This window comes from Plantibacter sp. 2H11-2, assembly GCF_050031945.1.
Taxonomy (GTDB): domain Bacteria; phylum Actinomycetota; class Actinomycetes; order Actinomycetales; family Microbacteriaceae; genus Plantibacter; species Plantibacter auratus.
Genome location: NZ_JBNBBL010000017.1, coordinates 1 through 20,082 on the forward strand (window position 1 = coordinate 1; position 20,082 = coordinate 20,082).

The 20,082-nt window shown below is 70.6% G+C and carries 21 protein-coding genes; 17 read left to right on the forward strand and 4 right to left on the reverse strand.

Annotation, left to right across the window (positions count from 1 at the left end):
• Positions 1 to 72 precede the first annotated feature (72 nt).
• Positions 73 to 678, reverse strand: coding sequence for a TetR/AcrR family transcriptional regulator (locus ACQG07_RS19115; RefSeq protein ID WP_426739144.1), 606 nt, complete (start codon positions 676 to 678; stop codon positions 73 to 75).
• 98 nt (positions 679 to 776) lie between these two features.
• Here ACQG07_RS19115 and ACQG07_RS19120 point away from each other — a divergent pair, with 98 nt between their 5' ends.
• The gene (locus tag ACQG07_RS19120) at positions 777 to 1,577 is read left to right on the forward strand and encodes an SDR family NAD(P)-dependent oxidoreductase (protein WP_426739145.1); all 801 of its coding nucleotides are present in this window, start codon (positions 777 to 779) and stop codon (positions 1,575 to 1,577) included.
• Positions 1,578 to 1,628: 51 nt separating this feature from the next.
• On the opposite strand, the gene ACQG07_RS19125 is transcribed toward ACQG07_RS19120, so the two are convergent.
• Both ACQG07_RS19125 and ACQG07_RS19130 read right to left on the reverse strand, forming a co-directional pair.
• Positions 1,629 to 2,777 (reverse strand): substrate-binding domain-containing protein, encoded by a 1,149-nt coding sequence (locus tag ACQG07_RS19125; protein ID WP_426739146.1) that lies wholly within the window; start codon positions 2,775 to 2,777, stop codon positions 1,629 to 1,631.
• Positions 2,774 to 4,738: a heparinase II/III domain-containing protein gene (locus tag ACQG07_RS19130; RefSeq protein WP_426739147.1), complete on the reverse strand. Its 1,965-nt coding sequence runs from the start codon at positions 4,736 to 4,738 to the stop codon at positions 2,774 to 2,776. Before ACQG07_RS19130 ends, ACQG07_RS19125 begins: the two co-directional genes overlap by 4 nt.
• A 128-nt stretch (positions 4,739 to 4,866) precedes the next feature.
• Between ACQG07_RS19130 and ACQG07_RS19135 the strand changes: the two genes are divergently transcribed.
• From ACQG07_RS19135 to ACQG07_RS19200, 14 genes are all read left to right on the forward strand, one after another.
• Positions 4,867 to 5,886 carry a hydroxyacid dehydrogenase gene (locus ACQG07_RS19135; protein ID WP_426739148.1) on the forward strand — a complete coding sequence of 340 codons (1,020 nt, stop codon included), beginning with the start codon at positions 4,867 to 4,869 and terminating at the stop codon, positions 5,884 to 5,886.
• Positions 5,886 to 7,898, forward strand: coding sequence for a DUF2264 domain-containing protein (locus ACQG07_RS19140; protein ID WP_426739149.1), 2,013 nt, complete (start codon positions 5,886 to 5,888; stop codon positions 7,896 to 7,898). Before ACQG07_RS19135 ends, ACQG07_RS19140 begins: the two co-directional genes overlap by 1 nt.
• A 104-nt stretch (positions 7,899 to 8,002) precedes the next feature.
• Entirely contained in the window at positions 8,003 to 9,271 is a 1,269-nt protein-coding gene (locus ACQG07_RS19145; protein ID WP_159877435.1) for an ABC transporter substrate-binding protein, read from the forward strand.
• Between the two features lie 96 nt (positions 9,272 to 9,367).
• Entirely contained in the window at positions 9,368 to 10,276 is a 909-nt protein-coding gene (locus ACQG07_RS19150) for a carbohydrate ABC transporter permease (RefSeq protein WP_124768540.1), read from the forward strand.
• On the forward strand, positions 10,276 to 11,238 hold the full coding sequence (locus tag ACQG07_RS19155; protein ID WP_159877437.1) for a carbohydrate ABC transporter permease: 963 nt from the start codon (positions 10,276 to 10,278) through the stop codon (positions 11,236 to 11,238). The genes ACQG07_RS19150 and ACQG07_RS19155 overlap by 1 nt, the downstream gene beginning before the upstream one ends.
• Complete coding sequence (locus tag ACQG07_RS19160) at positions 11,235 to 11,936, forward strand: hypothetical protein (protein ID WP_426739150.1); 702 nt, start codon at positions 11,235 to 11,237, stop codon at positions 11,934 to 11,936. The genes ACQG07_RS19155 and ACQG07_RS19160 overlap by 4 nt, the downstream gene beginning before the upstream one ends.
• A 49-nt stretch (positions 11,937 to 11,985) precedes the next feature.
• Positions 11,986 to 12,864 (forward strand): CPBP family intramembrane glutamic endopeptidase, encoded by an 879-nt coding sequence (locus ACQG07_RS19165; RefSeq protein WP_426739151.1) that lies wholly within the window; start codon positions 11,986 to 11,988, stop codon positions 12,862 to 12,864.
• Positions 12,865 to 12,905: 41 nt separating this feature from the next.
• The gene (locus tag ACQG07_RS19170; RefSeq protein ID WP_426739152.1) at positions 12,906 to 13,565 is read left to right on the forward strand and encodes an IMPACT family protein; all 660 of its coding nucleotides are present in this window, start codon (positions 12,906 to 12,908) and stop codon (positions 13,563 to 13,565) included.
• Positions 13,566 to 13,650: 85 nt separating this feature from the next.
• Complete coding sequence (locus tag ACQG07_RS19175) at positions 13,651 to 14,262, forward strand: DUF1349 domain-containing protein (protein ID WP_426739153.1); 612 nt, start codon at positions 13,651 to 13,653, stop codon at positions 14,260 to 14,262.
• A 69-nt stretch (positions 14,263 to 14,331) separates the two neighbouring features.
• The gene (locus tag ACQG07_RS19180) at positions 14,332 to 14,709 is read left to right on the forward strand and encodes a PadR family transcriptional regulator (protein WP_426739154.1); all 378 of its coding nucleotides are present in this window, start codon (positions 14,332 to 14,334) and stop codon (positions 14,707 to 14,709) included.
• On the forward strand, positions 14,706 to 15,467 hold the full coding sequence (locus ACQG07_RS19185) for a hypothetical protein (RefSeq protein ID WP_426739155.1): 762 nt from the start codon (positions 14,706 to 14,708) through the stop codon (positions 15,465 to 15,467). Before ACQG07_RS19180 ends, ACQG07_RS19185 begins: the two co-directional genes overlap by 4 nt.
• On the forward strand, positions 15,464 to 16,108 hold the full coding sequence (locus ACQG07_RS19190) for a hypothetical protein (protein WP_426739156.1): 645 nt from the start codon (positions 15,464 to 15,466) through the stop codon (positions 16,106 to 16,108). Before ACQG07_RS19185 ends, ACQG07_RS19190 begins: the two co-directional genes overlap by 4 nt.
• A 51-nt stretch (positions 16,109 to 16,159) precedes the next feature.
• Positions 16,160 to 16,753, forward strand: coding sequence for a short chain dehydrogenase (locus ACQG07_RS19195; protein WP_426739157.1), 594 nt, complete (start codon positions 16,160 to 16,162; stop codon positions 16,751 to 16,753).
• 117 nt (positions 16,754 to 16,870) lie between these two features.
• Positions 16,871 to 17,284, forward strand: a complete 414-nt coding sequence (locus ACQG07_RS19200) for a phage holin family protein (protein ID WP_191940378.1) — start codon at positions 16,871 to 16,873, stop codon at positions 17,282 to 17,284.
• A 23-nt stretch (positions 17,285 to 17,307) separates the two neighbouring features.
• On the opposite strand, the gene ACQG07_RS19205 is transcribed toward ACQG07_RS19200, so the two are convergent.
• Positions 17,308 to 18,597: a LuxR C-terminal-related transcriptional regulator gene (locus ACQG07_RS19205; RefSeq protein WP_426739158.1), complete on the reverse strand. Its 1,290-nt coding sequence runs from the start codon at positions 18,595 to 18,597 to the stop codon at positions 17,308 to 17,310.
• 101 nt (positions 18,598 to 18,698) lie between these two features.
• Here ACQG07_RS19205 and hxlB point away from each other — a divergent pair, with 101 nt between their 5' ends.
• Positions 18,699 to 19,310, forward strand: a complete 612-nt coding sequence (gene hxlB, locus ACQG07_RS19210) for a 6-phospho-3-hexuloisomerase (RefSeq protein WP_426739159.1) — start codon at positions 18,699 to 18,701, stop codon at positions 19,308 to 19,310.
• 69 nt (positions 19,311 to 19,379) lie between these two features.
• Positions 19,380 to 20,006, forward strand: a complete 627-nt coding sequence (gene hxlA / locus ACQG07_RS19215; RefSeq protein ID WP_085511986.1) for a 3-hexulose-6-phosphate synthase — start codon at positions 19,380 to 19,382, stop codon at positions 20,004 to 20,006.
• Positions 20,007 to 20,082 lie beyond the last annotated feature (76 nt).

Genomic DNA, 20,082 nt, shown 5'->3' on the forward strand with positions numbered 1-20,082 from the left:
TAATTGTCGTCGGCAGCGTCAGATGTGTATAAGAGACAGAACTCCGCCCGTTTTCGTGCAGATCCGGGCGACTCAAGCCTCGGGAGTGAGGCCCCGCCAGAAGAGGTCGACGGCGCTCGTCACGAGGTCGTCGGCCGGGACTCCGTCGAGCAGGCCGCCAGAGGCGAGTGCGGCGATGCCGTGGAAGGTCGCGAAGGCGACGAGCGCGATGTGGTGCGGATCGCCGCCGGTGATCGCCCGGATCTCCTGCCCCGCGGTGACGACCCGGACGACGATCTCCATCGAGGCGTGGCCGGCGGCGAGCAGCTCCTCGCGGGCATCGGGCGCGTGCTTGAGGCCGAACATGAGCGAGAGGAGTGTCGGCTGAGCGAGCGCGAAGCCGACGTACGCTCGGGCCAGTGCGTCGACCTGTTCTCGGGCCCCTGCCGACGACGTGACCTCGGCTTCGGTCGCCCGCTCGAGCGACGCGGAGAGGCGACGGAAACCGTCTTCGGCGAGCGCGTCGAGGAGGGCCTGCTTGTCGCGGAAATGTCGGCTCGGTGCCGCGTGGCTGACGCCGGCGTCACGGGCGAGGCGGCGCAGCGACAGCTCGTCGACGCCGTCCGTCTCGAGGCTGGCTGCGGCGGCCTCGAGGAGCGTCCGGCGGAGGTCTCCGTGGTGGTAGGGCTGAGCTGGCACGAGACGAGCCTACCGTCATGTTGACATTGACAACACAAGCGAAGACGGTGATGATGTCACTGACAACATTTGTGCACCGCCAGCTGAAGGATTCCTCCATGACACTCGATCTCCGCGGTGGCACCGCACTCATCACGGGCGCGAGCTCCGGCCTCGGCGTCGAGTTCGCCAGACGGTTCGCGAACCGCGGGTCGAACCTGGTGCTCGTCGCAAGGCGCGCGGATCGCCTCGAAGCGCTGGCGGCCGAACTCCGGTCCGCCTCGGGTGTCGAGGTCACGGTCGTGCCAGCCGACCTCGGCGTCGCGGGTGCCGCCGAGTCACTCCACGAGGAGCTGGATCGCCGCGGCATCCGGATCACCTCGCTCGTCAACAACGCCGGGTTCGGCAGCCACGGTGCCTTCGACCAGGCGGACCCGGAGCGCATGACGGGAGAGATCCAACTCAACGTCGGGACCCTCGTCGAGCTCACGCGTGCATTCATGCCGCAGCTGCTCGAGGGCTCCGGCGCCCTGGTGACGGTCGCGAGCACCGCTGCCTACCAGCCGACGCCGGGCATGGCTGTCTATGGCGCGACGAAGGCGTTCGTTTTGAGCTTCACCGAGGCGCTCTGGGCAGAGGCCCGTGGCACCGGGCTGCGGGTGCTCGCCGTGAGCCCCGGGCCGACCGAGACCGAGTTCTTCGACGTCGTCGGGAGCGAAGACGCTGCCGTCGGCCGCAAGCAGACGAGCGCGCAGGTCATCGACACCGCGTTCCGCGCGCTCGACCGGGCTGACGGTGGCCCCAGTGTCGTGTCCGGCCGCAGCAACCACCTCACCGCGCTCGCGACCCGGCTGCTGTCGCGTCGCACGCTCGCCCGCACGAGCGCCCGCGTCCTCGGCGGGGTGCGGATGTCCCGCTGAGTCGCCCGGATCTGCACGAAATCCGGCCGATTTCGCGCAGATTCGGGCGACTCAGGCGGACGGGGCGGTCAGGGACGAGGCGCGGACCTGCAGCTCGGGGAGGACCTGGGTGCGCTGCGTCGGGCGGCGACGGCCCTCCGACAGGCGGGCGACCATCGTCTCGACGGCCATCCGACCGATGTGCTGCTTCGGTGGGCGCAGCGCGGTGATGGGCGGCTCGCCGTTCTCCGCCACCTCGTCGTCGTAGGCGACGATCGCGAGATCCTCGGGGATCCGCACGCCGCGGTCGAGGCAGTGGTGCTCGAGCAGGATCGCCTGCGGATCGGCGTGCACGAACAGCGCGGTGGTCCCCGTGGCGAGGCATTCGTCGACGAGCGCACCCAGCCGGGCGTCCCTGGCGCCGTTCTCGACGTCGTCGATCTCGGCGTTCACCGTCAGGCCGGTGTCCAGCCCGAGGTCGGCGGACGCCCTGGCCCAGCCGCGCCGCAGGTGGTCGGAGGTGGGGGAGTGCCGTGCCGCGGCGATGCCGATGCGGCGGTGCCCCTGCTCGTACAGGTGGCGGACGGCGAGCACCGCGCCGAACTCGTGGTCCGTCGTGACCCACTCGAGCGACCGCAGCGCGAGCGAGGACGGCGCGCGACGCTCGGCCAGCACGACCGGGATCGGCAGCGCATCGAGCCAGGCGAGGAGGGCGTACCCGTCCTGGCCCGCGGTGTCGGGTGCGGCGATGAGCCCGTGGATTCCACCCGTCTCCACGAGCGCGGCCATCTGCCGGCGCTGGTCGGCCGGGTCGTAGGACGAGCCGCGGAGCACGAGCTGCGAGCGGCTGAGGGCGGCCGTGGCGCGGGCACCGTTGACGATCTGTGGCCAGTAGTAGCTGAGCGACGGCACGACCATGCCGATGCGGTACCTGGCGGGGCCGGCGGCGTCGGCTGATCGCGCGACCGTCTGGTCGAGGGAGCTCCGGGCGGTCGCGCCACCGTGGACCCGCGTGACGAGCCCGAGGTCGGCGAGCGCGGTGATGTCGCGTCGGATCGTCAGCTCCGTGACGCCGAGGATGACGGCGAGTTCGCGGACGACGACGGAACCGTTGCGTCGGACCTCGTCCATGATCCGTTCGCGGCGCTCGATGCCGAAGACCTGCGAGGGTCCCGTGCCGGCCGGTGCTCCCCGGTCGCCGGAGACGCCGTCGTCGCTCATCGTGCGGCCTCCACGGTGACGAGCAGACGATCCGCATCGGGACGCGGCAGCAGCCGCACGCGGGTGATCGTCTCGCCCCAGGACGACCGCATCATCGCGTCGTCGAGTCGGACGACCTCGATCGCGACCTCATCCGCGTCGTGCTGGAGTATCACGTCCCGGACGCCGTCGACCGGCCGACGGAGGCGGAGGGTCGCCGGATCGATCTCGGTCACGTCGCCCCACAGCATGAGGGTGACGGCCGTGCCCGCCGGGTCGTCGAGCGCCCAGACGTCCTCGATCACGACGCGCGACGCCGTGCGGTCGAGCGTCGCGGTCCGGCGCCAGTGTTCGTGCTCCGCCAGTCCGTAGGCCGCGGCGAGGTCCATCGACCAGCTCGCCTGTGCGCCATGGTCTCCGCCCCGGCGATCGCGCGCCGCGAACTCCGGTCCATGCTGCTGCAGCAGACCGCGCGGTGCCGGGACGCTGTGCCAGTCGCTGCGCATGCACCAGATGTCGTAGCGGTCCGGGCCGAAGGTCCGCGCGTCGTAGGTGGGCCGCCCGGGATCGATGACCGCGGGGACGCCGTCGAGTGCGACGATCACGCTCCCGAGGTCGTTGTGGTTGTGGTTCTCGTCGTTGTGGCCGCCCTTGAGGCTGACCGCGAGTCCGTCGGAACGCCCGTCGTGCTCACGGGCGAGGCTCATGCCGATCGACGGCAGGTCGACCGATGCCGGCAGCGGCAGCGGCAGCGTCGCGCTCCGGGCGTCAGCGACCGCCCACTCACGATCGAGGCAGACGCGGACGAGACGTCCGAGTCCGGCCCGGTCCGTGGCGACGGGTGCGTCGGGATCGCGATGCGCCGTGGCGTACGCGACGACGTCCGGCAGCTCGAGTCGCCGGCCCCAGCGATGCAGGAGATCGAACGGGAGCGTGCGATCACCGCGTGCTCGGGCATCCGCGACGTTCACGTACCAGTCGGCGGACAGCTGCATCCGCAGCGGGAAGCGCAGTGACTCGGGCAGCAGGTCGAGGCCGTCGAGCGCGAGGCGACCTCCGGCGAGACGATCGAGGGTCTCGACCGCTTCGAGCGCGCGTGCCGCTCCGTTCCACCAGTACTCCCAGCCCTCGTCGATCGCGCCGTCCCGAGGGAGGCCCGCCAGGTAGCGGTCGATGCCGTCGACGGCTCGGTCGATGACGAGCTCGGCGCGCTCGGGGCTGCAGAGCACCGCTGCCGCGGCGATCGTGTTGCCGAGGATCCAGGGGTTCCAGTTGTGGAGGACGACAGGCTCGCCGTCAGGGTCGACGTCGAGGCCGAGCCAGTGCCAGTCGTCGCGGTCCAGGAACGGCTGGAACACCCGCTGCTCGGCCTCGGTTCGCAGCCGGTCGGTCAGCCCCGGGTAGCGCTCGTCGAGCTCGTCGCCGAGGACGGCGATCGCCCAGGCGACGGCCGCGACCGCCTCACCGGCGCCGAGGTCGAGGAACGGTTCGTCGAGCGACGGCGTGACCGTCCCGAACCTGCGGAACGCGTCGTCGTGGGCCGCCCAGCACCAGGTCGTCTGCTCCGCGAGGAGCCACAGGCCGTCGGCGACCTCGGCGAGCGGGTCGTGCGGTGCGGCCACCGCGACACCGGCGGCGGACGCGGCGGCGAGGATCACGGCGCGGGAGAGGCGTGCGAGTCGGTCACCGACCGCCGTCTCGTAGGAGAGGCGCTCCCCGATCAGCGGATAGGCGCTGTACTGCGAGAAGAGCGGCTGGGGCCAGGGCGGCGCCGCGCGGTCAGTGGTCGCAGACTCGCGCGTCGCCCGGGCGACGAAGGAGTCGAGCAGCCGTCGGTCGATCGAGCTCCAGTCGCCGTCCGGCACGATGGACTGCAGTGCGGTCGCTGGGCGCTGTGACCACGCCGTCACCAACGGGCGATGCGACCGACGCCGCTCATCGATGGCCGGTGTGGCGGGTGCGGTCTGCGAGGGTGAATGCACGACGTCTCCATGATCATCTTCGATCGAGCTTGTTCGTTTGTGATCGACTGTTTTGACTCCGATCGGATTGGAGTATTCACTACCTGACAACCGCATGCAACCGCGGCCCACTCGAAGGAGAGCACCAGATGTCGAACGCCGCGCGCCCCGCAGCCCTGGTCGCCATGTGGCCCGACGTGTTCTCGACGCTCTTCGACGACGCCCGTCTGGCCCGGCTCCACGCGATGTGCGAGGTCCGCGACGACGAGACCACCGGCGACCTCGACGACCCGGCGCTCGCCGCACGGCTCGCGGAGGTCGAGGTGCTCATCACCTCGTGGGGCACCCCGCCGCTCACGGCGGAGCGGCTCGACCGCATGCCCCGGCTGCGCGCGGTCTTCCACTGCGCCGGCACGGTCCGCTCGCTCGTCACCGACGCGGTCTGGGAGCGCGGCATCGTCGTCACCACGGCCGCCGAGGCGAACGCCATCCCGGTCGCCGAGTTCACCTTCGCCTCGATCGTGCTCGCCGGCAAACGGGCACAGGTCTTCGCCCGCGACCCGCGGGCGCACCGTCGCGAGTGGCGCACCCTGCTCGAGACCACGAACCTGTCCAACCTCGGACGCCGCGTGGGCGTCGTCGGCTTCTCGCGCATCGGCCGTCGCGTCGTCGCCCTGCTCCAGCAGCTCGACGCGGTCGAGGTGCTCGTCGCCGACCCCTACGCCGACGCCACGGCCGTCGCCGCGGCGGGAGCCCGCCTCGTCCCGCTCGACGAGCTCCTGCCGAACGTCGACGTGCTCTCGCTGCACGCTCCGGAGCTCCCGGAGACGAAGCGCATGATCGGGGCTGCCCAGCTCGCGGCGCTCCCGGACGGCGCCACGGTGATCAACACGGCCCGCGGGAGCCTGCTCGACACCGACGCCCTCGCGGCGGAGTGCGCGAGCGGACGCCTCGACGCGATCCTCGACGTCACCGACCCCGAACCGCTGCCCGTGCACTCGCCGCTGCTCGACCTCCCGAACGTCTCGATCACCCCGCACATCGCGGGCTCCCTCGGCCGGGAGACGCTGCGCATGACGGACGCGGCGCTCGACGACCTCGAGCGGTTCCTCAACGGCGAGCACCCGCGCGAAGCCGTCCGGGTCGCCGACCTGGGGGTGAGCGCCTGATGGTCGCGCTCCTGACCGCCCCGGCGTCGGAGACACTCGCCCTGGACCGCACCCTGTCACCGTCGACCGGCTGGACGCGCAGGCACTGGGAGGACCTCGCGGACCGGCTGCTCGGCGGTGCCGAACCCTTCACCTCGCCCGGTCGTGCCCGCATCCTGTTCCCGGGTGCGCCAGGCGGCTACGGCTCCGACATCGACGGGTTGGAGGGGTTCGCGCGGACGTTCATGCTCGCCGCCTTCCGGATCGCCGGTGATCCCGCACGGACGGGCGACCTCGTCGAGCGCTACGCCGCCGGCCTCGCGGCGGGCACCGACCCGGACTCCCCGGAGCGGTGGCCGCGGCCGGACGAGGTCGACCAGGCCAAGGTCGAGGCCGCAGCCATCGCGATCGGACTCCACCTCACCCGTGCCGAACTCTGGGACCGTCTCGACGACCGGACCAAGCTCACGACGATCGACTGGCTCGCATCCGTCATCGGCCAGCCGTACCCGCCCATCAACTGGGTGTGGTTCCGCATCGTCGTCGAGGAGTTCCTGCGCACGGTCGGCGGCCCGTTCTCGGAGGCGGACCTCGAGGAGGACCTCGCGATCGCGGACGGTTTCTTCCGCGAGGACGGTTGGTTCGCCGACGGCGGCACGCGCGCCTACGACCACTACACCGGGTGGGCGCTCCACCTCTATCCGGTGCTGTGGCGCACGATGCTCGCGCCGGGCCACCCGCATCAGGCACGCTTCGACCGCTACGACGCCCACCTCGACCGCTACCTGGAGGACGCCGTCGCACTCGTCGGCGCGAACGGTTCGCCGCTCGTCCAGGGGCGGAGTCTCATCTACCGCTTCGCCGCCGCCGCACCGTTCTGGGCCGGTGCCATGGCCGGGTCCACCGCGCTCTCGCCGGGACTCATCCGTCGAGCGGCCAGTGGAGTCGTGTCGCACTTCGACGCCGCTGGCGCCCCCGACGACCGCGGGATCCTGACGCTCGGCTGGCACCACGAGTGGCGGCAGCTCGCACAGTCCTACTCCGGCCCCGGATCGCCCTACTGGGCGTCGAAGGGCATGCTCGGGCTCGCGCTCCCGGCCAACCACCCGGTGTGGACGGCCATCGAGGAACCACTGCCGATCGAACGGGGCGACGTCCTCCGGACCATCATCGCCCCGGGCTGGATCGTCAGCGGGACGATCGCCGACGGCATCGTCCGCGTCGTCAACCACGGGACGGACCACGCGAACGACGGCGTCGCCCAACGCGACGCCCCGCTGTACGCACGCCTCGGGTATTCGACGGCGACCGCGCCGGGGCTCTCCGCCGATGCCCGCGACCCGTTCGACGGGTCGGTCGTGCTCCTGGACGCCGAGGGTGTCCCGAGTCACCGTTCCGGGTTCACCCGAGGTGGGCTGACGACCCTGCCGACCTCCGACGGATCGTCCACCGGTTGGGCGACGTCCTCCGGTCCCGCCCGCTGGATCGACGCCGATGCCGATGGGCCGGACCACGGCCACGGCCACGCCGCGGACCGGCCCCGCACGGGCGCGCGGATCGACCTCTGCTCGGCCGTCCGCGGCCCCTGGGAGGTGCGGTTCGTCCGCGTCGTCCCGGGCACCGGCGACGAGGTCCCGCTCGGCGCGCTCCGTGTCGGCGGGTGGACCGTCAGTGGTCGTGACCTGACCGTCGCCACCGACCAGACCTCGGCGGTCGCCGTCGCCGACGGCGTGCGTTCGGTCGTCGTCGCGCTCCCGAGCGAGCACGACCCGCTTCCGACCGGCGCGCTCCGGTCGGGCGTCCGCGACCTCGACGACGCCACCCCGCTCGGACCCCGTTCGGGCACGCCGTGGTGCGAGACCGACGGTCCCGTCCGCCCGGACCACTGGCACGCGTTCGCGCTCCTCCTGGATGGCGCCACGCAGCCGGGCGTCGTCGCCCCGGCGATGGCGGGCGTCGCCGGGTCCACCGCCCGCACCATCACCTGGCCGGACGGCGCGACGACGTCGCTCGACCTGCCCGCGTCGCACTGACGCCCACCGACCTCTCCACCCCGCAGCATCCCCGTCCCACCAGCACCGCCACCAGCACCGCCATCACCACCGACAGCACCACTACTCACCGAGGAGCATCCGCAATGAAGCGACCCATCCTGACCATCTCCGCGATCGCCGCAGCAGCCGGCCTCGCCCTCACCGGCTGCTCAGGTGCCGGCTCCGCCCAGCAGGACGAGGACGGCCCCGTCACGCTCAGCGTCTCGGTCTGGAACTACGACCAGACGCCCGAGTTCAAGGCGCTCTTCGACGCCTTCGAGGCCGAGCACCCCGACATCACGATCGAGCCCGTCGACATCCTCGCCGACGACTACTCCGACAAGGTCACGACGATGCTCGCGGGCGGCGACAAGACCGACGTCCTCACCATGAAGAACGTGACCGATTACGCGCGCTACGCGAACCGTGGCCAGCTCGTCGACGTGGGCGACGTCGTCGACGACATCGGCGCGGACAAGCTCGCCGGGATCGAGCCGTTCGCCCTCGACGACACCTACTACGCGGCGCCGTACCGCCAGGACTTCTGGCTGCTGTACTACAACAAGGCCATCTTCGACGCGGCCGGCATCGAGCACCCCGACAACCTCACCTGGGACGAGTACGCGGACATCGCGGCGAAGCTCACCTCGGGCGACGGGGACTCCAAGGTCTACGGCACGTACAACCACTACTGGCGCTCCGTCGTCCAGTCGATCGCCGCAGCCCAGACCGGTGGCGACCTCATCAGCGGCGACTACGGCTTCATGCAGGACCAGTACGACCTCACCCTCGACCTGCAGGACAAGGGCTACGCGCTCGACTACGGCACGGCGAAGACCCAGCAGATCAGCTACCGCACGATGTTCGAGACCGGCAAGGCCGCGATGATGCCGATGGGCACCTGGTACATCGCGGGCATCGCGCAGTCGATCGAGAGCGGCGCGACCGACGTCGACTGGGGTGTCGCGCAGATGCCGCAGCTCAAGGCCGGTGAGGAGACGGTGACGTTCGGTTCGCCGACCGCGTTCGCCGTCAACAAGAACTCCACGCACCAGGCCGCCGCGAAGACCTTCCTCGAGTTCGCCGCGAGTGAGGCCGGCGCGAAGGCCATCGCCGCGATCGGTGTCGTCCCCGCGTACCAGTCCGACGACGTCACCGCGGCGTTCACGGCCCTCCCGACCGACGACCTCTCGGTCAAGGCGTTCCAGGAGCCGAAGGACGTCGTCCTCGAGATGCCGGTGAGCGAGTACTCCTCCGACGTCAGCTCGATCCTCGACGAGGAGCACGACCTCATCATGGTCGGCGAGTCGGACGTCGACGACGCCATCACGAAGATGCAGGACCGCGTCAAGAACGACGTCCTCGTCGATTAGTCGCGATCGCGGGGCCGGCACGCTCGGCCCCGCGATCCCCGCGTCCGCCCGGCGCGTCCCCACCGACCCCGCACCACCGTCCTCGAAAGGCTCGTCATGGCGATCGCAGCCCCACCGCAACGCACCCGCTCCAGCAGCCGCGTCCGCAGGAATGCACTCGTCGGCTGGAGCTTCATCCTGCCGAACTTCATCGGCTTCGCGCTCCTGACCCTCATCCCGATGTGCGCGGCGTTCGTCATCGCGTTCATGAAGTGGGACTCGTACTCACCGCCCGAGTGGGTCGGGTTCGCGAACTTCGCCCGCATGATGCGTGACGAGTCCTTCTGGATCGCACTCGGCAACACCGCCTACTACGCGGCCGGCCACATCCCGCTCACGATCCTCGCGTCGCTCGGCCTGGCACTGCTCCTCAACCGCAAGCTGCGCGGCCTCGGCTTCTTCCGCACCGCGATGTTCTTCCCGTACATCACCTCACTCGTCGCCGTCGCCGTCGTGTGGAACATGCTCTTCAACCCCACCGCCGGCCCGATCAACCAGTTCCTCGAGCTCATCGGTGTCGCCGACCCGCCCGGCTGGACGACGAGCTCCGCGTGGGCGATGCCCGCGGTGATCATCACGAGCGTGTGGCGCGACATGGGCTACTACATGGTGCTCTACCTCGCGGGGCTCCAGGCGATCCCGCAGGAGTACTACGAGGCCGCCGAGGTCGACGGTGCGAACGCCTGGCAGCGGTTCTGGAACATCACGATCCCGTCGCTGCGTCCGACGACGTTCTTCGTCCTCATCATGGTGACGATCGCGAGCTTCAAGGTGTTCGACCTCATCGTCGTCATGACGGGAGGCGGCCCAGGCCGGTCCACGCTCGTCCTCTCGCAGCTCATCTACCGTGAGGGCATCACCGAGAACCGCTTCGGATACTCCTCGGCGATCTCGCTCGTGCTGTTCGTCATCGTGCTCGTCTTCACCGTCGTCCAGTTCAAGCTGCAGCAGAGGAAGGAACGCTGATGTCGACCAGTGCCACAACGCGTGCCTCGTCCACGGTCCCGTCGCAGGCGGAGGTCGCGATCGCCGAGGTCACCGACGCCATCACCCCGCCCGTGCTGCCCGGTGCTGGGGGCAAGCGCACCCGGGTGCGCCGCCACGGTCCGATCTCGCCGCTGCGCCGCGTGCTCATCTACGTGATGCTCACCGTGCTGACCGCGATCATCTTCGTCCCGTTCTTCTGGATGGTCTCGTCGTCGCTCAAGCAGAACAACGAGGTGTTCTCGATCCCCGTCCAGTGGATCCCCACCGAGTTCGTCTGGCAGAACTACGTCGACATCTGGACCCGCATCCCGATGCTGACCTACCTCAAGAACTCGCTGTTCCTGTCGGTCACCATCACGATCCTGCAGGTCCTCACCGGGAGCTTCGCCGCCTACGGCTTCTCGAAGATGCACTTCAAGGGACGTGACGTGCTGTTCGTGGCCTACATCGCGACGATCGCGGTGCCGTGGCAGGCCTACATGATCCCGCAGTACATCATGATGCAGAACGCCGGCCTCGTGAACACGCACCTCTCGATCATCCTGCTGCAGGCGTTCGGCGCCTTCGGGGTGTTCCTCATGCGGCAGTACTACCTGACCATCCCCGACGAACTGAGCGAGGCCGCCCGCATCGACGGCCTCAACGAGTACGCGATCTGGTGGCGGATCATCCTGCCGCTCACGAAGCCGGCGCTCGCGAGCCTCGCGCTGCTGACCTTCGTCTCCACCTGGAACGACTACATGGGTCCGTTCATCTACCTGACGAGCAACGACCTCTGGACCGTGCAGCTCGGTCTGCGCTCCTTCGTCGGGCAGTACGACGCCGAGTACGCGCTCATCATGGCCGGGTCCGTCGTCTCCGTCATCCCGATCGTGCTGATCTTCCTCCTCGGCCAGCGCTACTTCATCCAGGGCATCGCGACGAGCGGGATGAAGGGATGAGCGCGGTGACCGAGCGGCGGGCGGACAGCCGTGCCGGCGGCGTGCGCGGACTGCTGCAGCCGCGCCGGGAGACCTTTGAGTCGGTGTTCGGCGTCGTGTACCGATCCCTCATGGTCGGGGTCGGCGTCGGGATCGGCGCGCTCCCGCTGGCGGCCGCGATCGTCCTCGTCGCCGAGCCGCTCGCGAGCTGGCCGTTCCTGCTGCTGTGCTCGCTCCCGCTCGGCCCCGCCTTCGCCGCCGGCTGCTGGTCGTTCCAGCGGTCGCGCGACGCCGCCGATGCCGGGCCGCTGCGGGAGGTCGGGATCGGCCTCCTGCGGACGTGGCGACCGGCGCTCGCCGTGTGGTCGCTCGTGTGTGCGCTCACGTTCGTCGTCGTGATCGACATCGTCGCCGTGTGGGGGACGCCGTTCGCGATGCTGCTCGGGCCGCTGCTCGTCGTCGTGCTGCTGCTCGCGATCGTCGCAGCCTTCGGCGTGTTCGCCGGGCTGGCGGCCGCTCCGGGCCTGCGGTTCCGGGCACAGCTGCTCGGAGGGCTCGTCCGGACCGTCCGTCGGCCAGGCATCTCGCTCCTGTCCCTCGTGCTCCTGGCAGCTTGGGCCCTCATCGTCCTCGCACAACCGGTGCTCGGGCTCCTCGCCCTCGGCGGCTTCGTCCTCTACGCGGTCTGGAGCAACGCCGCGGCGGCGCTCGCCGACTGACGACGCGGATTGTCCGACGCTCGGCTCGGTTGAGTGGTTGGATCGACGCATGGGCGAGCACAGAGGTCACGGGCACAGCGGTCAGCGGACACTCACCACCAGCGGATGGCACGACTTCTGGGCGAAGGGCGGTGTCGGGCGGGCGTTCCTGCTGGCGATCGTCTACCTCGCCCTGTACCTCGGTGCCGGATGGGTCGTCGGGCAGCTCTTCGGCTCGCAGATCGGCGAGGACGTCTTCGCGACCCCGCAGAGCGTGTTCCTCGGGCTCACGCTGCCGCTCGTCGTCGGCTCCCTCCTCCTGGCCGGCTTCGTCCTCTCGGTCGGATGGTTCCGGGAGCTGTTCGGAAGGCAGCCCATCCGCGGCCGGTGGTGGATGTGGGTCGCACCGATCGTGATCCTCGCCGCGGTCGTCCTGCGCCTGCTCGGCATCGACTACGGGAGCTATGAGGGTTCCGTGGTCGCTGTCGCGATGCTGTCCGGGGTGTTCATCGGGTTCGCCGAGGAGATCCTGACCCGCGGCCTGGTCGTGAAGATGCTGCGTGACGCCGGCAGCTCGGAGTGGATCGTCATGGTGGTCTCCTCGCTGGTCTTCGCCCTGCTGCACGCCTCCAACCTCCTGTCGGGCCAACCGGTCACGACCGTGCTCGTGACCGTCGTCTACACCTTCGGATTCGGCGTGTGCATGTACCTGACGCTCCGGGTGACCGGCAACCTCATCTGGCCGATCCTGATCCACGGACTCTACGACCCGACGCTCTTCCTCTCGACCGGTGGGATCGACCACGCGGGAGCCGCCGCCGGTCAGAGCGTGTTCCTGGCGATCGCCGGTCCGGCCAACCTGCTCATCATGCTCGTGGCCGTGATCGGCTTGATCTTCGTCCGTGGGCACGTGCAGGCCCACCCGGCCGACGACGTGCTGCGGCCGTAGGCCGAACGGGCCTCATCGACCGGCCGAGTACGCTCGGACGGGTGACCACCGCGCGGCAGTACCCGGCGACGATCGCCGCGCCGGTCGAGCACGAACTCGTGATCAAGAAGTCGCGCTTCCTCGGCCTCGCTCACCCGGTCGCGTCGCCGGAGGACGCCGAAGCGGTCATCGCGCGGGTGAAGAAGCAGGCGTGGGACGCACGACACCACTGCGTCGCGATGGTCACCGGGCTGCTCGGCGACCAGGCCCGCTCGTCCGACGACGGTGAACCGTCCGGCACGGCGGGGATGCCGATCCTCGAGGTCATCCGGCGGCGGGTCCTGACCGACGTGGTCGTCGTCGTCACGCGGTACTTCGGCGGCGTCAAGCTCGGGGCGGGCGGGCTCGTCCGTGCGTACTCCTCGGCGGCCTCGGAGACGCTCGACCTGGCCTCGCTCGTACGCCGTGAGACGCTGACCCGCGCGACTCTCGTCGTCCCGCACGCCGAGGCCGGGCGGTACGACAACCTGCTGCGCGATTGGGCCGGTAGCCACGGCGCGACGCTCGGCGATCAGACCTACGGGGCGCAGGCGGAGCTGGAACTGTGGGTGCCGCCGGCGGAGCTGGAGCGGCTCCAGGCGGACGTCGCGTCGGCCTCCAACGGTTCGCTCGCCGTAGCCGTCGGGGAGGAACGCGTCGTCGACGTCCCGGCGCCTCGCTGAGCTGCCCGGATCTGCACGGAATCGGCCGGATGCCGAGCAGATCCGGGCGACTCAGGGGAACGTGCGGTCCCGATAGGGTCGGACCATGCACACCGACGTGACCCGCATCGACGGGCTTCCCGACCTCGCCTGGACCTCGACCCCCGGAATCGCATCGTTCGACGCCGATGCCGGAGCGCTCACCCTCACCTCCGCCGCCGGCGTCGACTGGAGCAACAGCTCGCTCGGTGGGCCGCGTGAGTTGCGTGCCACGGCGCTCGCCTTCGACGCACCCGACCATTTCACGCTCTCGGCGCGGATCGCGGTCGTGAGCGGGCGCAGCACCTTCGACGCCGGTGCCCTCGCGCTCTGGATCGACGACGAGCACTGGGCCAAGCTCTGCTTCGAGCAGTCGCCGCAGGGGCAGGCGATGGTGGTGAGCGTCGTGACGAACACCTGGTCGGACGACGTGAACTCGACGCACGTCACGGCCGACCACGTGTGGATGCGTGTCAGCCGTCTCGGTGAGGCCTGGGCGTTCCACAGCTCGACCGACGGTGTCACGTGGGACTTCGTCCGGGTCTTCCGTCTGCACAGCGACGCCCCGGTGCGCGTCGGGTTCCTCTCGCAGGCGCCGCTCGGTCCGCCCTGCGAGGCGCGGTTCGACGAGATCGCGTTCGGTGCAACACCCCCGACGGACCTCCGCGACGGGAGCTAGTCGTCCTCGACCGATGCGTCCGCGGATCCGGAGTTGACGTATCGGAACCTATCTTCCTATAGTGGCTCCATGGCACGCAGACGACCCGGCACGCTCTTCCCGCTCGAGCTCGACATCCTCGACGTCGGCACCGTGTTGCAGTCGACCGAGGGGAGCTTCTACGGGTTCGCCCTCGCGAAGCAGCTCGCCGAAGCCGGGGACGCCGCCCTCACCGCGCACGGCACGCTCTACAAAGCCCTGTCGCGGATGGCGGACGCCGGCCTGATCGAGGCGACCTGGGAGGACCCGGAGGTCGCGGAGGCGGAGGGTCGCCCCCGCCGACGGTTGTACCGGATCACGGGCGAAGGAGCGACGGCCCGGGACCGGGAGCACGCGAGGATCGCCGGTGAGCAGGCCGCCGCGGCGAGGTCGGCGGGTGCGGCGTGGACGCAGGGGGCGATCGCATGACCGCCATCCGGACGCCGGAGTACCGCACGGCCGCCCACCGGGTCCTGAACTGGTGCGGGTGGTACACGCGCGACCTCTCGCCCGACGTCGCCGGGGAGCGGCGCGACGAGATCGCATCCGACCTGCACGAGCACGCCGTCTGGGCCCAGGAGGCGGGCGTCACGCCGCAGCGGCTGCGGCGCGACATCATGCTTCGGGCCATCCGCGGGATCCCGCATGACCTCTCGTGGCGCTCCGGGCAGTTGCGTGCGGGCCACGGCGTCGATCCGATGCCGCTCGGCATGCGGCGGGCCGGCGACGTCCTCGCAGCCCTCGTGGTGACGGGCGGCGTCCTGGTCACCGGAGCGGCACTGTTCCTCCTCGTCCGCATCCTCCGTGCGCTCGTCATCGGCGACGTCGTCGAGGTGCCGGCGGGCGCGCTCGGTGTGGCGGTCGCCGCGGTCCTGGGCGTCGTGGGGCTCGTGCTGTCGCTGCGGCGACGCAGTCGATGGCTCGGTGCGGGGCTCCTGGCGCCCGCAGCGGTCCTCATCGGCGTGCTGGCGGGCGACATCATGTACCGTGTCAGCGCGACCGGCCTGCTCATCGTGTCCCGCCTGAGCTCGCACGGGGCCGGGCTCGAACCGTGGTGGGTGATGAGCGTGGCGATCGGCGTGGGTGCTGCGCTCGGGTTCATCGGAGCCGCGGTGTGGTGGTGGCCGGGGGGTCGCCGAACGACGGAACGGGACGCACCGGCGTCGGTGCAGGGGGAGACGGCATGAGCGGGAACGAGATCGACGACGGGCCAGACGCGGCGCAGGAGGCGGCACCCGTCCGCCGGAGTCCCGGAATGCTCCGACGACGGATCGGGCTCGGCATCGCGATGAGCGGGGTGCTCGCGGTGGCGGCCGGCGGAGTGTTCATCGGGGTGTCGAACGCCCAGGCGGCCGCTGACGACGCGCGGTCCCTCGAAGCGGTCGCCGAGGCCGCAGCGTCGCTCGACGAACTCCCGTCTGTCGAACCCGTGGTGCCCGCGGATCCCGCAGCGACGCCGGACGCCGGCGAACCCGTCTCGCCGGCGGCCGGCGTCGACTACTCGCAGACGCCGGAGGGCTGGTACGACGCGACCACCGACCCGGCTTCGATCGTGCCCAGCACCGACTCGTACCTCAGTGACGGGATCTGGGAGGCACAGCAGCAGATCATCGCGAAGTGCATGGCTGATCAAGGGTTCTGGTACGCGTGGACGAACGATCGATCCAAGATCCTCGATCCGCTCTTCGGCATGGTCATGAGCGAGACGACCGACGCCGCCTTCCTGGCCCGGTGGGGGACGAACCCCGACGATCAACCGTACGACTGGAAGCTCGCCGGCTGCCACGGCTACGCCGTCCACGTCACCGGGATGGACGACGCCCACTGACGCCGTCGATCGACGATGCCGCCGTCGGGAGCCGGTGCTAGCGTCGCCCGCATGAGAATCCTGTTGATCGGTGCGAGTGGACATGTCGGACGAGCGGCGCAGGACGCCCTCGCGGAGCGTCACGAGGTGATCGCGGTGTCGCGCTCGACGGCGCCCGCCGTCGACACCACCGACGAGGCGTCGATCGAGGCGCTGTTCGCCGAGGTGGGCGAGGTCGACGCGGTCATCGTCGCCGTCGGATCGGTCCCGTTCAAGCCCGTCGATGAGTTGACGCGCGACGACTACCGTGCGGCCTTCCTCGGCAAGGTGCTCAGCCAGCTCGACGTCGTGCGCATCGGGACCCCGTTCGTCCGCGACGGCGGCTCCTTCACGCTCACGACGGGCATCCTCGCCCGCGAGCCGATCGCGACGGGCGCTGCGGCCTCGATGGCCAACGGAGCGGTCGAGTCCTTCGTGATCGGTGCCGCCCCGGAGCTCCCGCGCGGCATCCGCATCAACGCCGTCAGCCCCACGGTGCTGGCCGAGGCCACCGGGTACCACGACGCATTCCCGGGCTTCGCGCCCGTCGCCTCCGACGTGGTCGGTCTGGCGTTCGTCCGTGCCGTCGAGGGGGTCGGCACCGGGCGGGTGCTCGCGCTCGACTGAGCCGTCCCGGCACTCCTGAGGGGAGGCAGGTCGTCGTCCGGCCGTTCGCCAAGCGACGATCCGCCTCCGCTCAGTCGCGCTCTCGACGCGGCCGACACCCGGCGCTAGGGTCGGCACATGACCCGCTTCCTGCTCAGCATCGCCGTCAGTCTGCTGTCCTCGGCGATCGGGCTGCTCGTCGCCGACTGGGTCGTGCCCGGCGTCCGTCTGTCGCTCGGTGGCTTTATCATCGCCGTCGTCGTCTTCACGATCGCGCAGGGCGTCCTCGGGCCGTTCATCCTCCGCCTCGCGCGGCGCTACGCTTCGGCGATCCTCGGCGGCATCGGACTCGTGACGACCCTCGTGTCGCTCTTCATCGCGTCGATCCTCCCCGGCGGTCTCCACATCCGCGGTGTCCTCGCCTGGGTGCTCGCACCGCTGGTGGTGTGGTTGGTCACGGCGCTCGGGAGCTGGATCCTCGGCTGGGCGCTCATCACGCGACGGTTCGGCGACCGGGATCGCGACCGGGGCCGTACGAGCTCGAAGCGGTAGGCGGCGGCGCAGCCCGGACGGGATCAGCGGTTGGCGGCCAAGGCGGCTGCCAGCTCGACGCGGCTCGCGACGCCGAGCTTCCGCAGGACGTTCGCGATGTGGAACTTGACGGTGTTCTCGCTGATGGTGAGTGTCTCGGCGATCGCCCGGTTCCGTGCTCCACCGGCGGCCAGCTCGGCGACGCTCCACTCGCGCTCGGTCAGCGCGGCGGCCGAGTCTGCGCGGGTCTGCGTCGCGGGCGGCGGGTCGAGCGGCAGTGTCACGTGCAGCTCCGAGCCCCACCCGGGCGTCGCCTGGACATCGAGACTGCCGCGGAGTGCCGCGACGCGAGCGCCGAGCTGCTGCACGCTCGGGGTGTCGACGGTCAACTCGCCGGGGCCGTCGTCGCGGATGCCGATGAGCAGGTTGCTGCCGTCGCAGTCCCACTGCACCCGGACCCGCCCGACCGAGGACTGCTCGACGAGCGCGAGGACCGTGCCGCGGACGATCGCCCGTCCGGCGTGCGCCACCTCACCGGGGAGTGCCCGACCGTCGACGGGCGGCTCGATGAACTGGACCTCGGGGCCGCCGAAGCGGGCCAGGGGGCGGAGGTCCTCGCGGAGTCTGGCGAAGGCGCGCGCGACCGGTTCCTCGGCCAGCTGGCGGTCACGGTCGGACACCGCCCGCAGCTCGACCATGGCGGCCGAGGCGATCTCGGTCACCGCGGTTCGGGCGTCCTCCGCCGACGTCTGGCGCGACCGGGTGACGGCGAGGATCGACTCCAGCGTCGTCGCATGGGCGTCGGTCAGTTCCGCGATCGCGCCGGCCCGCTCGCTCGACGCCGCCCGCGAGTCGCGGAGGTAATCGGGGGCCGCCGTCGCGACCTGCTGGCGGATGCCCGCCGCGACGACCTCCCAGAGGGCGCCGACGAGCCGGTCGTCGATCGGTCCCTGCGGGTCGGTCAGGACGAGGAGGGCGCCGGTCTCGGCCAGCCAGGCTGCGATCGGACGCTCCGCGCCTGCGATCACCGCCGACGTCGGCCGGTCGGCGTGTGGTCCGGCATCAGCGAGCGCCGTGGTTACCGGGCCGCGCGGGGTGCGCTGTCGGACCGCGTCGAGCTCGGCGATCGTGACGCCCTCGACGATCGCCGGGTCGCCGGCCTTCTTCCGGGGGCGACCGGTGCAGTCCTCGGTGAAGATCACGAGCGCGGAATGGGCGACGACCGGCTCGAGGACATCCCGGAACGCACCGGCGATGCGCAGCAGCGAACTCGACGCGACGGAGGCCAGGCCGTCGAGCAGCTCGACCGGGTAGGTGACAGTGCGTTCGATCATGTCCGCACCCTATCCCATCGGTCCACACCCACCCGTTCGGGTAGGTGGAACCGTTCGGGTGAGCGGCGGCATACCTACCCGATCACGCCCAGGATGGAGGGATGACGAACCCCACCGTCCCTCCATCCACGTCGGTGACGCCTGCGACCTCGACGGTCCAGGGGGCGCTCGCCGCGATCGACGCCGAGCTGCATCGCACCGTGTCGAGCCTGCTGGAGGCCGATCCGGCCCCGTTCGCCGGCGCACTCGACCGACTGCGAACGGCGGACCGCGCGTTCGTGTCCGGTGCCGGTCGTTCCGGTCTCGCGCTCCGCATGACCGCCATGCGACTCATGCACCTCGGACTCACCGTGCACGTCGTCGGCGAGACGACGACGCCCGCCATCACCTCGGGTGACGTCCTGCTCGTCGCCAGCGGCTCCGGTACGACGACGGGTGTGGTCCGCGCTGCGGACACGGCCGTCTCCGTCGGAGCACAGGTGATCGCCATCACGACCGACCCCGCATCCCCGCTCGCCGAGTTGGCCGCCGAGACGATCGTCGTCCCCGCCGCGCAGAAGACCGACCACGGCGGCACGCGTTCCGTGCAGTACTCGGGGAGCCTCTTCGAGCAGGCGGTCATGCTGCTCGGCGACGCGTTCTTCCATGCGCTCTGGCAGTCCGCCGGCGTCAGCGCCGAGGAGCTGTGGCCGCGCCACGCGAACCTCGAGTAGTCACCCTCTTCCTTCCCACGCGCCCGGCGCACGCCGGCCGCATCCCATCACGACAGAAAGCAGCACCACATGAAGCTCCAGGTAGCCATGGACGTCCTCACCACCGAGGCAGCCCTCGAACTCGCCGGGAAGGTCGCGCCCTACGTCGACATCCTCGAGCTCGGCACGCCCCTCATCAAGAGCGAGGGCCTGCGTGCCGTCACCGCGATCAAGGACGCCCACCCCGACAAGATCGTGTTCGCCGACCTCAAGACGATGGACGCCGGTGAGCTCGAAGCCGACATCGCCTTCTCCGCCGGTGCGGACATCGTCACCGTCCTCGGGACCGCCGGTGACAGCACGATCGTCGGCGCCGTGAAGGCCGCGAAGGCGCACGGCAAGTCCGTCGTCGTCGACCTCATCGGGGTCGCCGACAAGGTGCAGCGCGCGAAGGAGGTCACCGCTCTCGGCGCCGCGTTCGTCGAGATGCACGCTGGTCTCGACGAGCAGGCGGAGGAGGGCTTCACCTTCCAGACGCTCCTGTCCGACGGTGAGGCGGCCGCCGTGCCGTTCTCGGTCGCCGGTGGCGTGAACGTGTCGACGATCGCGTCGGTGCAGCAGGCGGGCGCGCAGGTCGCCGTCGCCGGCGGTGCGATCTACTCGGCCGACGACCCGGCGGCTTCCGCGGCAGCCCTCCGCGCGGCAATCGTCGCGTAACCCCCTCCGCCAACCCCGCACCTGTCGGGTTGGCCAGCGCGGTGCGCTGACGTGAGCCTGTCTCTTATACACATCT